This is a genomic window from Serratia sp. NCCP-200 (assembly GCF_059697885.1).
Window position 1 is genome coordinate 217,364 of the sequence record NZ_BAAKUJ010000003.1, and the last position, 14,542, is coordinate 231,905.

Sequence of the window (14,542 nt, forward strand, 5' to 3'; positions counted from 1 at the left end):
CCCCTATGTAGCTTACTGCTCGGTCAGCGCCGCTTTATTTCTTACCTGCTTAGCCTCGAAGCGTGAAATCCACCACCAGGCCAGTGCCGAGAATACCGCGGTCATACAGACGTTGATAAAGAAGGCTTTCATCAGATCGACCCCCGGCGGGAATGCCGACGCCGTCATGCTGACCACAAAGATGGTGATCAGCACCGAAACCACGCTCATCCCGAACTTGCGCGATCCCATGCGGAACTCGCGCGGCGTATCGTCATGCTTCCAGCGGAACACGAAGTAGGCCACCATGATAAAGATCGGCGGCAGCATCGCCGTACCCGCCGTCAGGTTGATCGCGGTGTTCATCATCTGCTGCACCGATTCGGAACCAAAGCCGTTAACCACCAACATCATGAACACGAAGGCAAATTGCCACCATGCAGCACGTACCGGAACGCCATGCTTGTTCAGCTCGGTGGTTTTCTGGCCGTAAACGCCTTTCGGGATCTCAGAGAAGTGGATCTTCACCGGCGCAGAGGTCCACATCATCATCGAACCAAAAATGGCGATGAACAGCACGATACCCACCAGGCGGCCTACCAGCGTTTCTGAAATGCCGAAGTACTTGGCCATCCCGGTGAAGATTTCCACCATGCCGCCCGCGTAGGTCAGGTTTTCACGCGCGACAAACACGTTAACCAGCAGGGAACCGACGGCATACATCCCGCCGATAACCGCACCGGCAATGATAATCACCTTGATAAACGACTTTTGGCCCCCTTTGACGTCATTGAGGTAGGCCGCTGCCGTTTCCGCACCGCCAGCCGCCTGGAAGATCCAGCACATGATACCCAACGTTGCCCAGTTCACCGTCGGCGTCATCGCCTCCAGCGTGATCGGTTGCGCCGGGACGTGATCGCCGCTCAGCGCCATCAGCGCGCCCAGCACGTAAATCGCAAACAGGGCAAACACCCCATAGGCGACGACTTCGGCAATCTTGCCCAGCCAACTGGCCCCCTTGGTGGAAATATGGGTGGTGGCGGCAAAAAGTACGATCGAGATGATCGATACCATCACCGGTGAAAAGGCGTATTCGCGGCCCATAATGGCGTACGACGCATAGGCAATCACGTTAGGCAGCAATGATACAAACCAGAACAGGTTGACGAACCAATACAGGAACGACCCCATATAGGCTGCTCGGGTGCCCAGAGGCTGTTTTAGCCAATCGTACATTCCCGACTCTGAGTTCTTATTGGCGGACACAAACTCCGCGATAATAAACACAAAGGGAATGAAGTAGACCAGGGTTGCAAACAAAAATACCGGGGCTGAACTCAAGCCCAGTTCAATGTTGTTGTTGACGATATTGCGTACGTTGAACACCGCCGCAAAGGTCATCGACAACAGGGCAAACTTGCCAATCGTGCCACGTAAAGAATCGGACATAGCGTCCTCCGATGAACGACATCAATGATGAACTCAATCTGGATTGAGCGGGAGTGATTTCCCGCCCGCTTCGTTTCATAGCCAGCAGGATCACTTGTTCAACATGTAGCCATCCTCAATGGTGACCCGCAGCACCACTTTTCTTACCCGGTTATCGCCGTGGAAGCGGTAGGCTTCCTGGTTGTCAAAAATCGCCAGTTGCCCGGCACGTAACTCACAGGTTTGCCCGGTACCTTGCAGATATTCGCGGTCGGTTTCATCGCGGTAGGCCTCAACGGGGGAAAGGGTGGATTTTTTCGCGAACTCTACCGTTTCGCCGCCCTCGAGGTAGTAATGGATGGTGAAATAACGACGATTGCCTTCAAAGGTCGAGCGATTACGGGTGACGCCGTCTTCAATCATATAGACCAGCGTATCGCCGATGGAGTGCATCACGCCGTCTTTGATATTGGCAATATTGTCAATGGCTTCCACACAACGGTTCCATTTACGGCCGTCACGGTAAACCACTTTGAATTGCTCCAGGTTGTCTAATACGTGCATGGATCAGGCCTCGTTGGTGGTTGGAGTGAAGAAGTCGTTGGCAAAGTCATGATTGGCCAGCGCCTGGGCGCTGACGTCACCGGCTTGCAGCGGGATCAGGGTCAGGCCATAGCGGAAGGGCGCCATATAAACTCGGTAGGAGTCGAGGACTTCGCTACCCCAGGAGTTGGAACCCAGGCCCATCACCTGGTGATCGAGGTTGAGGGTGATATAACCGCTTGGTTGCAGCTCATTGGTGTGCTGCGCCTGATGCAGGTTCTGGCTGGTGTACTCCCAGGCGCTGAAGTTGATCGGTTGCTGCGGTTTGACCAGCAGGCCGGTACCGTGGCGATTGGTGAGCGCTGCCCAGCGCACATGCTGGCGGTTACCGTTGTTTTGTGGGAACGGATAGTGTTCAAACATCTCGGCCACCGTGGTCTGGTAGATATCGATCAGGTTGGCCTGCTGGCTGTCCTGATAGTTTTCCTCCGGGCCGCGACCGTAGTAGTTCACCCGTTCAAAGCCGCCGTTAATGCCGACATCCAGCCCGATGGCCGGGATCACGTACGGGTAATCGCCATAACGCTTGCCGCTGAGTTCCACGTTGAGCTGGCCTTCGGCATTGATCTGGTAGCGGTAGCAGCAGCGCATGCCGAAGTCGAAGACCGGCGGGGCGATGATGCTGGTGACGGTGATTTCAACGCGGCCATCGGCCTGAACGACGTCCAATGTACGGAAGTGCTCTTGCATGATTTGCAGATGAGCGGGTTCCCACAGGCCCTGATACTCCTGTTTATGGTTATCGATCATCGGTTTGAAGAAGCTTAATGCCGGAGCAGAGGCGATGATTTCTTCCCCATTGCTCATCCAGGAGGTCAGCTTGCCGTTCACCTTGGAGAAGGTCAGCGTAAAGTCCTGGCCGCTGATGCTGTACGCCAGGCGGCTTTCCGCTACTCGCAGTGGCAGGGCGTTGAGGTTGATATAGGTTTCTGCCTGCGCCGTGTTCTCTTTGAGCTGGAACTGGTACACCGCGATGTCGTGATTGGCCGGGCTGTATAGGGTGCTGGAGTTCTTGCGCACGGTGAAGTTCACAAAGGCTTCGCGCTCATCCAGTGCAGGCAGCTCAAGGCGGATCTCCCGTGAAGAGTTGGCCGCCAGATCTTTCAGCCGCAGAGACCGCGTTGCCAGCGTTTCCCCTTCTGCGCGGATCTCGGCGGTGAGGGTGTAGTCATCCAGATTGGTAAACCACAGCTTGTTTTCAACCAGGAAGGTGCCAAGGCGAGCCTCAAGCGCGCGGATTTTCACTGGCGCAATAACCTGCTTGTATTCCTTCAGGCCCGGCCCAGGCGTTTGATCCGGGAAGATCAACCCGTCCATGCAGAAGTTGTAGTTGTTCGGATAGTCGCCGAAGTCGCCACCGTATTTGTAAAACGCCTGGCCTTGCTCATCGTGCGCCAGAATGCCGTGATCGCACCATTCCCAAACGTAGTGGCCCTGAATATGATCGTGCTGGTAAAACACGTTCTGATATTCCGTCAGGCCGCCGGGGCCATTGCCCATGGCGTGCGCGTATTCACAGATGATGCGTGGTTTGGCGTGCGGGTGTTCACCAAACTCATTCATCAATGGCGCGCGGGTATACATGGTGGAGATGATATCCACCACCTCGGCGTCGCGGTCTTCTTCATAATGTACCAGGCGGGTATCATCGATGGCCTTGGTGGCGTGGTACATCGCGTGGATGTTGCAACCGTAGCCGGACTCATTGCCCAACGACCACATCACGATCGACGGATGGTTCTTTTGCGCGTGAACGTGACGCACGATGCGATCGACGAATACCGTTTCCCAGGCCGGATCGTTGGTGATGCGGCTCAGATCGCCCACGTTGGCAAAACCGTGGGTTTCGACGTCGGTTTCGGCCATGACGAACAGCCCGTAAATGTCGCACAGTTCATAAAAGCGCGGGTCGTTAGGGTAATGGGCGGTACGTACCGAGTTGATATTGTGCTGTTTCATCAGGATCAGATCTTTTTCGACGCGATCCATGCCTACCGCACGGCCTTTCAGATGGTCGTTATCATGGCGGTTGACGCCGTGCAGCATCACATACTGGTTGTTGATGTAGAACAGGCCATCACGCACCTTGATATCGCGGAACCCGACGCGTTGAGGTATCACCTCCAGCACGGTGCCGCTTTGGTCTTTAAGCGTGATAAACAGCTGATAGAGATAAGGGTTTTCCGCTGACCACTGGATTGGATTTGCCAGATTGATAGCAAAATGGGTTTGGGTTTGTGCGCCGAGACTCTGCTGTACCAGCAGGTTATCGTTATCAAACAGGGCATATTCAATCACGTAGTCCGCTAGCGGTGTCCCCGATAGGTTTTCGATCTCCAGTACGCAAGACAGGGTCGCGCTTTGGTAGTCGGCGGCAAAATCGGTGCGAACGGTCAGATCCTGCACGTGAACCGGCTCTTTGCCTACCAGATAGACATCGCGGAAGATGCCGGCCGTCCACCACATATCCTGGTCTTCAATGTAGGTCGAATCCGCCCACTGCATGACACGCACGGCCAGCAGGTTTTCCCCTGAGCGCACGTAACCGGAGATATCAAATTCGGCGGCCAGGCGGCTACCCTTGCTAAAGCCCACATATTGGCCGTTAACGTACACTTCAAAATAGGTCTCAACCCCATCAAATTTGATGATGGTCTGCTTCCCGTTCCACTGTTCGCTCAGCGTAAAGCTACGTTGGTAAGCACCGGTTGGGTTGTCTTTGGGGACGAAAGGCACATCGATCGGGAAGGGGAAGCCTTCGTCGGTATACTGCAGAATGCCATGGCCTTCCATTTGCCACATGTTGGGCACCGTGATCTGGCCCCAGTCAGTCATCCTTTGTGAATAAAAGTCTTCGGGCACCAGCAGCGGGTTGGTGAAGTAGTTAAAGCTCCATTGGCCGCTGAGCGCCATAAAGTGGCTGCTGAGGGCGCGCTGAAAGGTTTGGGCACGCTTGAGTGAGTCATATGAGAAGAAGTAGGCGCGGGGTGCCATTCGGTTCTCATGCAGGTGTTGAAAGTTTTCCCAATTATTCACGTCATCTCTCCTGGTCTGAATGCTGTAGGCCGCAGTCTTGGCATGGAATGCGTCAATGCTTGGAATGATTTTAGTAAAACATTTACTAAAAAGTAGCCGATAATTTGTTTTGCTTTAACTCGATCACGCTTTATGTTCATTGCGCTGGTGGATCTGTGATCGGGTTAAAGAAATGGCTGATTGGTGTGGTAGGCGGAGAGAAGTGGCCTAAATTGGTGGGTTTTGAGGTAAAAAAGCCCGTAATTATTAGTGTTTTTTACTAATAACAGGGCGTTTGGATGCGGGATTAGTGCTTTAACGGGCGCAGCATGCGGCGCCCCAACATGGTGAGACTTGAGCGGTCAGTTACTTGGTGGTTTCACGCAGCTTTAACTTGCTTGGCACGTAGACCTGCAGCGGCAGGGCGCGGCCATCACGGAACTTCTCCAGCAGCAGGTTGACCCCTTGGATCCCCATCATTTCCGAGTGGATACGCACGGTAGAAAGCGGGGGGAAGGTAAAACGCGCGGTCGGGATATCGTTCACGCTGATCAGGGCGATGTCCTGTGGGATTTTCAACCCCAACTCATGAATGCTGCGCAGCACCCCAATGGCAATGGAGTCTGAGGCGACAAACAGCGCGGTAGGATAATCCGCGGTAGCCAGCATTTTTTTCGCCAACTCATAACCGGAGGCGCTAGAGAAGTCACCACGGTAGATATCTTGCTCACGGACCACGCCTTTCAGCCGCCCATATTCTACAAAGGCCGCTTCGCGGATATCCGCTTTATTCGGCTCATCGGCTCCGCCGATAAAACCGATGCGTTTGGCCCCGTGCTCAATAAAGAAGTCGATGATCTCTTTGCTGATCCTTGCCAGATCGATATCCACCGAGTCGTATTCGGAACCGGGCTCGTTAAAATCAATAAAGCAGATGTTGTCGGTTAACGCCGCTGCCTTACGCAGGGTCTCAGGCGTGGGTTTGCTGACGATCAGTACGCCGGTGATCTTCTTCAGGTCCGGTAGCTGGTTATTTTTGTAGCAGTTAGTGAGTTCAATCCCCAGCCTCTCGCACTGGGTTTCGATGCCGTGACGGATGGAAAGGTAATAAGGATCGTTGATTTCCATCTCTTGCTTATAGCTGTATAGCGCCAGCACGTGGTGCTGTACTACCGCGTTAGTCAGATGCTTTTTGGCACTGCTGGTCTTGTATTCCAGCTTTTCGGCAATTTCCAGAATGCGATGCTTGGTCTCTTCTTTGACGTTGAGCGTAGGATCGTCATTCAAAACCCGGGAGACCGTCGCCAATGAAACGCCCGCTTCGGCCGCGATATCTTTTAGCGTTGCCATATCTATCCTTATCTCACAGCCTGAACGGCAAACTTCGTTATCTGGCATTGTAAGTGATGTCGACGAACTTTCATCAGTTTTTAGTAAAAAATAAGGGTTGTGGGATGAATGGGGCCACGCTTTTTGGGGACGAAGGCCTGAAATCAATACCTTCAGGCCGTACTGTCAATAATACCTGGTTGGATAGCTTTTTAAACTGCTATGATTGATACTCATTAGCTTGATTTCTTTGCATTAATCGACGCGAGAAACCGTATGAAGCCTAAATCTGTCACGCTGAATGACGTCGCCGAGTATGCTGGAGTGTCGTACCAAACCGTGTCGCGGGTATTAAATCGTGCTGAACACGTTTCGGGTAAAACCCGCGCGAAGGTCGAGCAAGCCATGGCTGCGTTGAATTACGTACCAAACCGCGTAGCACAACAGCTTGCAGGTAAACAGAGTTTTAGCCTGGGGCTGGCAACTACAGAACTAGCTCTGCACGCACCTTCTCAAATCGCGTCGGCAATTAAAACGCAGGCAAACCAGATGGGATTTAACGTGGTGATTTCCATGGTGGAAGATCTTAGCGTTCATGCCTGTCGTACTGCGATAAATGAGCTGTTGTCGCAAAGGGTAGATGGATTGCTGATTAATGTTTCGCTCTGCGCTGAAGATTCTCACGCAATTGAACAAGTTTGTGGCGAGGTGCCTGCGCTGTTTTTGGACGTCGACCCTGATTCTGATGTCTCCAGCATTCTGTTTGATCCCTATGAGGGGGCTCGTCAAGGGGTAGAACATGTCGTTGCTCTTGGGCATCGTGATATAGCACTGATTACCGGGCCGCTGGTCTCGATTTCGGCGCGTTTGCGCTATCAGGGGTGGCTGACGACCTTAGCAGAGCATCAGCTGAAGCCTTGTTCGGTGCTCCATGGCGATTGGAGTGCGGCTTCCGGTTATCAGCTTGCCGGGCAGATCCTGAGCTTGCCAAAACACCCTACGGCGATATTGGTTGCTAACGATCAAATGGCGTTAGGCGTGCTGCGTGCGCTGCAGGAGTATGGGTTGCACATTCCGGTGCAAATGTCGGTAGTGGGGTACGATGATACTGAAGACAGTGCTTTTTATTACCCACCGCTGACCACCATTAAGCAGGACTTTCGAATGTTAGGGCAGGAAAGCGTTAAACGCCTGGTTCAGTGTCTGGAAGATCGACATGTGCCTCATGCCGGTTCTTTGCGTCTGACGACTAGTCTGGTGCAAAGGCATACAACGGCGGCTATAAATCAGGATAAGGTATCGCTGCAATCGTTGTCTCAGGAGTTGCTGCGTATCGCACGTCAAATCTCCGCGCTTGAGGGCAAATAGCCGCTAACGTCAGGGATCGGTTGCGATCCCTGAGCTTAATTTGTGACCGACCTCGCTTTCCCAAGTATATTTGCTTTACACCCCTACGCGCATTGTTCATTTTATTGTTAATTGTGAGCGTATAACATTTAGAGGGGAAGCATGAACTCATCTCAAACAGGGAAATCACTCAGCGCTGTTTTATCTCGTCGAGACTGGGAAAATCCTGCCTGTACGCAATACCGTCGCCTACCCGCGCATCCGCCATTTCAAAGTTGGCGCAATGAGCAAGATGCAAAAGAAGATAGGGCTTCAACTCAGTCTGCTTCGTTAAATGGCACCTGGAAGTTTAGCTATTTTAGTCAGCCAGAACGGGTGCCGGAGACCTGGCTACAGAGCGACCTAGACAACGCTGATGAAATACAGGTGCCGTCAAACTGGCAATTGGCTGGCTACGATGCACCGATTTACACCAACGTTACCTATCCGATCCCGGTTAATCCGCCTTTCGTCCCGGTAGAAAACCCTACAGGATGTTATTCGCTCACATTCAATGTCGATGAGGGATGGCTAGCGCAGGGACAGACCCGGATTATTTTCGACGGTGTCAATTCTGCGTTTTATCTGTGGTGCAATGGTCACTGGGTTGGTTATTCACAAGACAGCCGTTTACCTGCTGAATTCGATCTCAGCGACGTTTTGGTTCCAGGGGCAAACCGGCTGGCGGTGATGGTATTACGCTGGTGCGACGGCAGTTATCTGGAAGATCAGGATATGTGGCGCATGAGCGGGATTTTCCGCGATGTCAGCCTGTTGCATAAACCCGCCACTCATCTGAGCGATATCTCTATTACCACGCCATTAAGCGACAGTTTCCGCCGAGGGGAACTGGTGGTAGAGGTGCGAGCTCATCAGCCACAACAACACCGGGTGCAGGTGCAACTGTGGCGTGAAGATGCCCTGATCGGCGAACAAACGCAGGCCTTTGGCAGCGAGATCATCGATGAGCGCGGCGCTTATGATGAGCGTACGACCCTGCGCCTGCCGGTGGATCAACCCGCCTTGTGGAGTGCGGAGAACCCGGCACTGTATCGTGCCGTGGTCAAGTTGCTCTCCCCAACGGGTGAACTGGTGGAGGCTGAAGCCTATGACGTGGGTTTCCGCCAGGTTGAAATCAGCAACGGCTTACTGAAGCTTAACGGACAGCCGCTATTAATACGTGGCACCAACCGCCATGAGCACCATCCTGAGCAGGGTCAGGTCATGGATGAAGCCACCATGCGTCAGGATATCCTGCTGATGAAGCAGCATAATTTTAATGCCGTGCGCTGTTCCCATTATCCGAACCACCCGCTGTGGTACAAGCTGTGCGATCGCTACGGCCTGTACGTCGTGGATGAGGCGAACATTGAAACGCATGGCATGCAGCCGATGAACCGGCTGTCGAACGATCCGCTCTGGCTGCCTGCCATGAGCGAGCGTGTTACGCGCATGGTACAACGCGATCGCAACCATGCCTGCATCATCATCTGGTCTCTGGGCAACGAGTCCGGCCACGGCAGCAACCATGATGCGCTTTATCGCTGGGTGAAAAGCCAGGATCCTACTCGTCCGGTGCAATATGAAGGCGGTGGTGCCAATTCGGCGGCAACGGATATTGTGTGCCCCATGTATGCCCGCGTCGATCAGGATCAGCCTTTCCCGGCAGTACCCAAATGGTCGATCAAGAAGTGGATCGGCATGCCCGATGAAAACCGCCCACTGATCCTGTGTGAGTATGCTCATGCGATGGGTAACAGCTTTGGTGGCTTTGATCGCTACTGGCAGGCTTTTCGTAAACATCCGCGACTCCAGGGGGGCTTTGTCTGGGACTGGGTCGATCAGGCACTGAATCGCACAGATGACAGCGGCCAAACCTATTGGGCCTACGGCGGCGACTTCGGTGATACGCCTAACGACCGCCAATTTTGTCTGAACGGGCTGGTATTCCCCGATCGCAGCCCGCACCCGGCACTGTTTGAAGCGCAGCGTGCCCAGCAGTTTTTCCAGTTCCAACTGCTCGAACAGCAGCCGTTAACGATTGAAGTGAACAGTGAGTATTTATTCCGTACCAGCGATAACGAGCGGCTTTATTGGAATGTAGCCTTGGACGGGAAAGCTATTGCACGGGGCGAGGCTGAACTGTCATTAGCGGCGCAGGGGACACAGAAAATCGTATTGGGTGATATTCCCGAACTGAAAGAGAGCGGTGAACTGTGGTTGAACGTGGAGGTTCGCCAAATCAAGGCAACAGCATGGTCTGAAGAGCATCATCGTTGTGCCTGGGACCAGTGGCGTTTACCTCGACCATTAACCTTACCAATCGATCACAATGGCGTTCAGGCGCAGTCACCTCGGTTAAACGAGCATAATGACGCTTTCAGCATTGAGTGGGATACACAGCGCTGGCAGTTCAATCGGCAAACCGGTTTGCTTGAGCAGTGGTGGCAGGATGAAAACGCCGCTCTGTTGACGCCGTTACGCGACAACTTTACCCGTGCACCGCTTGATAATGACATTGGTGTGAGCGATGCCGCTCACATCGATCCTAATGCATGGGTAGAACGTTGGAAGAGAGCGGGTATGTACGCGCTAGAAACGCGCTTACTGCAATGTGAAGCCGATTCGATTTCGCAAGGCGTGCAGATCCGCACGACCCATGCTTATGCCTACCAAAACAGCATCATGTTCATCAGCCACAAGACCTATTTGATCGACTGCCAGGGTAAACTGCAGATTGATGTCAATGTTGATGTAGCCTACGGAATTCCAGCACCGGCGCGGATTGGCTTGAGCTGCCAGTTGGCGGAGGTTGCCGAACACGCAACGTGGCTGGGCTTAGGCCCACACGAAAACTACCCTGACCGCCAGCTTTCCGCTCAGCTTGGGCGGTGGACGTTACCGCTTTCTGAGCTACATACGCCATACATTTTCCCTACGGAGAATGGATTGCGTTGCAATACTCGCCAACTGAAATTTGGTCGTTGGCAGTGGCAGGGGGATTTCCACTTTGGCCTCAGCCAATATAGTCAGCAACAATTAGCGGATACCTCGCATAACCATTTGTTGCGCCCGGAGCAGGGGGTTTGGGTCAATATAGATGGTTTCCACATGGGGGTCGGCGGCGATGACTCATGGAGCCCGAGTGTGAGCCCGGATTTTATCTTGGATGCTGAGCACTATAACTACAAGCTGGTTTGGCAGTACGGTGAATAATACTTATTTATCATGGGATGGATTCTTGGTCGCACTTGTTTACTCCAGTCACAGGGTTATCTATGTGACTGGAGTAGTGGGTTTAGCACCTCCCTACAACCCGACTTTTTATAATACAGAAAAACATCCATCATCCTACCTGATGAATATATAAATAATATCGCGTACCTGAGTATGGACTCAAACGCGCTTGGGTTTTGCACAAGGAGTTCGCATGTACTATTTAAAAAATACCAACTTCTGGATGTTTGGGCTGTTTTTCTTCTTCTATTTCTTCATCATGGGGGCCTACTTCCCATTCTTCCCTATCTGGTTGCATGACATCAATCAGGTCAGTAAAAGCGATACCGGTATTATCTTTGCCAGCATATCCTTCTTCTCATTACTGTTTCAGCCGATATTTGGCCTGCTGTCAGATAAACTGGGGTTAAGAAAACACTTGCTGTGGATAATTACGGGGATGCTGATATTATTCGCACCGTTCTTTATCTATGTTTTCGGTCCGCTATTACGCACTAATATTGTCTTGGGTTCCATTGCTGGCGGGATTTACCTTGGTTTTATTTATAACGGGGGTGCACCAGCCATTGAGGCGTATATTGAGAAGGTAAGCCGCCGCAGCGCGTTTGAATTTGGCCGAGCACGCTTATTTGGCTGTGTGGGCTGGGCGTTGTGTGCCTCGGTAGTCGGCATTATGTTCACCATCAACAACGAATTTGTATTCTGGCTCGGTTCTGGCTGTGCCGTGATCTTGGCGATCCTGCTACTTATCGCCAAGCCTGAAGCCGGTAGTTCCGCCGAGGTTGCTGACAAATTGGGCGCTAACAGTAAGCCGTTTAATTTACGCTTGGCGTTCGAATTACTGAAAGACTCTAAACTGTGGTTTTTAGCCCTGTATGTGGTAGGCGTTTCCTGTACCTATGATGTGTTTGATCAGCAATTCGCCAACTTCTTCACCTCCTTCTTCTCATCAACTGAACAAGGTACGCGTGTGTTTGGCTATGTCACCACGATGGGAGAGTTACTGAATGCATCAATCATGTTCTTTGCCCCGCTAATTGTGAATCGCATCGGTGGGAAGAATGCACTGTTGCTCGCGGGGCTCATCATGTCGATACGTATTATCGGCTCTTCATTTGCGTCTACACCGGTAGAAGTGGTTATTCTGAAAACCTTGCATATGTTTGAAATTCCGTTCCTGATCGTTGGCTGTTTTAAATATATCACTTCGGTATTTGAGGTGCGTTTCTCTGCCACTATTTATCTGGTTTGTTTCTGTTTCTTTAAGCAATTAGCCATTATGTTCATGTCAGTCTTTGCCGGGAACATGTATGAAAAAGTCGGTTTCCACGGAACCTACCTTATTCTGGGGCTTATTGCGCTAACATTTACTCTGATATCAGTCTTCACTTTGTCGGGACGTGGGCCGCTGTCAGCGTTTAAACCTGAACCAGAAGCCGTAAGGGATATGGCATAGTCAGCGACAAGGATAATACGATGATGACGCAACGGGAAAAGTTAGCCAGCGGGTGTTTATACACGGATATGGATGAAGGGATGGTAGAAGAGCGCTTGCGCGGAAAAGAGTTGGTTTATGACTTCAATCATACGCGGCCTTCAGAGCAAAAAAAACGTGAAGCGCTGATCCGTCAACTGATAGGGAGCGTCGGCGAGAACGTTTGGATTGAGCCGCCACTGCATGTTGCTTATGGTAGCCAGATCGCTATTGGTGAAAACTTTTACGCCAACTTTAATCTGGTAGTGGTGGATGACGGTAAGGTGCTGATTGGCGACAACGTGATGATTGCGCCGAATGTCACGATATCTACCACGGGGCACCCGGTGGATCCTGCGGTGCGTATTACCGGCCAGCAGTTTTCTTTGCCCGTCACCATTGAAGATAATGTCTGGATTGGTAGTGGGGTCATCATTAACCCTGGTGTCACCATCGGTCGTAACAGCGTTATTGGTGCAGGAAGCGTGGTGACCAAGGATGTACCTGCAGACGTGGTCGCTGCGGGTGTTCCCTGCCGTGTACTAAGACCCATCGGTGAGCACGATCGAGTTTTCTACCATAAAGGGCGGCGTTTCACAGATAGCTCACTATAGACGGCAGGGCTTGTTATTTCATAGGGGGGCAGATTCAGCTCGGTTAAAGTTAACCCGCCCTTGGGCGGGTAACTAAAGAGCCTCTAAAGCTGCAAGGGAAGACGCTTACTTCAGCTCGTCAACCATGGTGGTGGCGCGGCCAATGTAGTTAGCTGGCGTCATGGCTTTCAGGCGGGTTTTCTCGTCTTCCGGCAGTTCCAGGCTATCGATAAAGGTTTGCATACCGGCTGCATCTACGCGCTTGCCACGGGTCAGCTCTTTCAACTTCTCGTACGGCTTTTCGATACCGTAGCGGCGCATCACGGTCTGGATCGGCTCAGCTAGCACTTCCCAGTTGTGATCCAACTCGTCCAGCAGGTGTGCGCGGTTCACTTCCAGCTTGCTGATGCCTTTCATGGTGGCTTGATAGGCAATCAGCGCATAGCCCAGGCCCACGCCCAGGTTACGCAGCACGGTAGAGTCCGTCAGGTCACGCTGCCAGCGGGAAACCGGCAGTTTGCTAGCCAGATGGCCCAGTACCGCGTTAGCCAGGCCCAGGTTGCCTTCGGAGTTCTCGAAGTCGATCGGGTTAACCTTGTGCGGCATGGTGGAAGAACCGATCTCACCGGCAATGGTTTTTTGCTTGAAGTGGTTCAGGGCGATGTAACCCCAGATATCACGGTCGAAGTCGATCAGGATGGTGTTGAAACGCGCCACGCAGTCGAACAGCTCGGCGATATAGTCATGCGGCTCGATCTGCGTGGTGTACGGGTTCCAGGTCACACCCAGCGAGGTGACAAACTCTTCGCTGAAACGGTGCCAGTCCACTTCCGGATAGGCCACGATGTGGGCATTGTAGTTACCTACTGCGCCGTTGATTTTACCGAGGATCTCAACGCGCTCTAACTGGCGATATTGACGCTCCATACGGTAGGCCACGTTGGCAAACTCTTTACCCACGGTAGACGGGGTAGCGGGTTGGCCATGGGTACGTGACAGCAGCGGAATATCACGATATTCCAGCGCCAGCCCTTTGATGGACTCGATGATTTTGCGCCAGTGCGGCAACACCACATCCTGACGCGCAGTGTGCAGCATCAACGCATGGGACAGGTTGTTGATGTCTTCAGAAGTACAGGCGAAGTGGATAAACTCAGACACGGCGTGCAGAGCAGGTACTGATTCCACTTTTTCTTTCAGGAAGTATTCCACCGCTTTAACGTCGTGGTTGGTGGTGCGCTCGATGGTCTTGATGCGCTGAGCGTCTTCTTCACTGAATTCTGCGACGATCTTATCAAGGTAAGCGTTTGCGTCGGCGTCAAAAGCGGGAACTTCTTTGATCTCTGCGCAAGCGGCCAGTTTTTGCAGCCAACGTACTTCAACCTGCACGCGGAATTTCAGCAAGCCATACTCGCTGAAAATGGTGCGCAGTGCGCTGACTTTATCACCGTAGCGTCCATCAATGGGGGAAACGGCGGTCAGTGAGGATAATTCCATC

Annotated in this window: 9 protein-coding genes; 4 read left to right on the forward strand and 5 right to left on the reverse strand. The window is 52.5% G+C overall.

The genetic code is table 11. From position 1 onward, the window contains the following. Window positions 1-12: 12 nt before the first annotated feature. From AC6HVW_RS11175 to ebgR, 4 genes are all read right to left on the reverse strand, one after another. Entirely contained in the window at window positions 13-1,428 is a 1,416-nt protein-coding gene (locus AC6HVW_RS11175; RefSeq protein WP_186486009.1) for an amino acid permease, read from the reverse strand. Between the two features lie 90 nt (window positions 1,429-1,518). Then, window positions 1,519-1,971, reverse strand: a complete 453-nt coding sequence (locus AC6HVW_RS11180) for a beta-galactosidase subunit beta (RefSeq protein ID WP_059200577.1) — start codon at window positions 1,969-1,971, stop codon at window positions 1,519-1,521. Between the two features lie 3 nt (window positions 1,972-1,974). Further along, window positions 1,975-5,046 carry a beta-galactosidase subunit alpha gene (gene ebgA / locus AC6HVW_RS11185; RefSeq protein WP_497569430.1) on the reverse strand — a complete coding sequence of 1,024 codons (3,072 nt, stop codon included), beginning with the start codon at window positions 5,044-5,046 and terminating at the stop codon, window positions 1,975-1,977. Window positions 5,047-5,391: 345 nt separating this feature from the next. Continuing rightward, window positions 5,392-6,375: a transcriptional regulator EbgR gene (gene ebgR, locus AC6HVW_RS11190; protein ID WP_094981836.1), complete on the reverse strand. Its 984-nt coding sequence runs from the start codon at window positions 6,373-6,375 to the stop codon at window positions 5,392-5,394. A gap of 255 nt (window positions 6,376-6,630) precedes the next feature. Here ebgR and AC6HVW_RS11195 point away from each other — a divergent pair, with 255 nt between their 5' ends. From AC6HVW_RS11195 to AC6HVW_RS11210, 4 genes are all read left to right on the forward strand, one after another. Then, window positions 6,631-7,722: a LacI family DNA-binding transcriptional regulator gene (locus AC6HVW_RS11195; protein ID WP_497569431.1), complete on the forward strand. Its 1,092-nt coding sequence runs from the start codon at window positions 6,631-6,633 to the stop codon at window positions 7,720-7,722. A gap of 141 nt (window positions 7,723-7,863) precedes the next feature. Continuing rightward, the gene (locus AC6HVW_RS11200; RefSeq protein WP_497569432.1) at window positions 7,864-10,956 is read left to right on the forward strand and encodes a beta-galactosidase; all 3,093 of its coding nucleotides are present in this window, start codon (window positions 7,864-7,866) and stop codon (window positions 10,954-10,956) included. A gap of 214 nt (window positions 10,957-11,170) precedes the next feature. Beyond that, window positions 11,171-12,433 carry an MFS transporter gene (locus tag AC6HVW_RS11205; RefSeq protein WP_166735183.1) on the forward strand — a complete coding sequence of 421 codons (1,263 nt, stop codon included), beginning with the start codon at window positions 11,171-11,173 and terminating at the stop codon, window positions 12,431-12,433. A gap of 23 nt (window positions 12,434-12,456) precedes the next feature. Next, entirely contained in the window at window positions 12,457-13,065 is a 609-nt protein-coding gene (locus AC6HVW_RS11210) for a maltose acetyltransferase domain-containing protein (RefSeq protein ID WP_497569497.1), read from the forward strand. Window positions 13,066-13,170: 105 nt separating this feature from the next. Here the strand turns inward: AC6HVW_RS11210 and purB are convergent, their stop codons facing one another. Then, window positions 13,171-14,541 carry an adenylosuccinate lyase gene (purB, locus tag AC6HVW_RS11215; protein WP_021804671.1) on the reverse strand — a complete coding sequence of 457 codons (1,371 nt, stop codon included), beginning with the start codon at window positions 14,539-14,541 and terminating at the stop codon, window positions 13,171-13,173. Window position 14,542: the final 1 nt, after the last annotated feature.